The 502-nt window shown below is 31.9% G+C and carries 1 protein-coding gene; it reads right to left on the bottom strand.

Annotated features, from left to right (window positions below; genetic code table 11):
* Positions 1-502: transposase (locus FOT98_RS31405; RefSeq protein ID WP_144291265.1), on the bottom strand; the 502-nt coding region annotated here is incomplete at both ends.

The following is a 502-nucleotide window of genomic DNA, read 5'->3' as shown; positions in this document are numbered from 1 at the left end:
GACTAACTTTATGGAAGACGTCTTTTATTTTCAAGTAACGTTTTTGATGAAGTTTTTCTATCCTTTTAGAAGTAAAAGGTCCTTCATTAGTTTGTTTTCCATTTCTAAGAATGCTTGTAAAATGACTCTTCATTTTGTTGTAATATTGATTTATGCTTTTGACATGTTTGCCCTTAACAAGGACAGGCTTCATACCTGTGTTTGTTACGATGGTTGCAAGGTTATCAATCCCTAAATCAATACTCATATAACGAGCATTCTCTTCAATAATTTGTTCTTCAGAAGGAACATCAATTACCAATTCCACTACATATTCATTGTATTTTGGAATCACACGAACTTGTTTCAGTTTACCTTCAGTGAAACCTAGTTTCCCAATATTTAATTGTAATTTCGTCTTTGGAAACTTTAAAAATCTACCGTTTTTAATGATGCAATCTTGGTTTGTATACAGAATCTCTTTTTCAGAAGAACGAATATACTTTGGAATCCTAGGCATTCC

The organism is Bacillus sp. HY001 (genome assembly GCF_007558965.1).
Classification (GTDB): domain Bacteria; phylum Bacillota; class Bacilli; order Bacillales; family Bacillaceae_G; genus Bacillus_A; species Bacillus_A mobilis.
The sequence above is the reverse complement of the archived record's forward strand: the minus strand, read 5'-3'. Positions and strand labels throughout refer to the sequence as shown.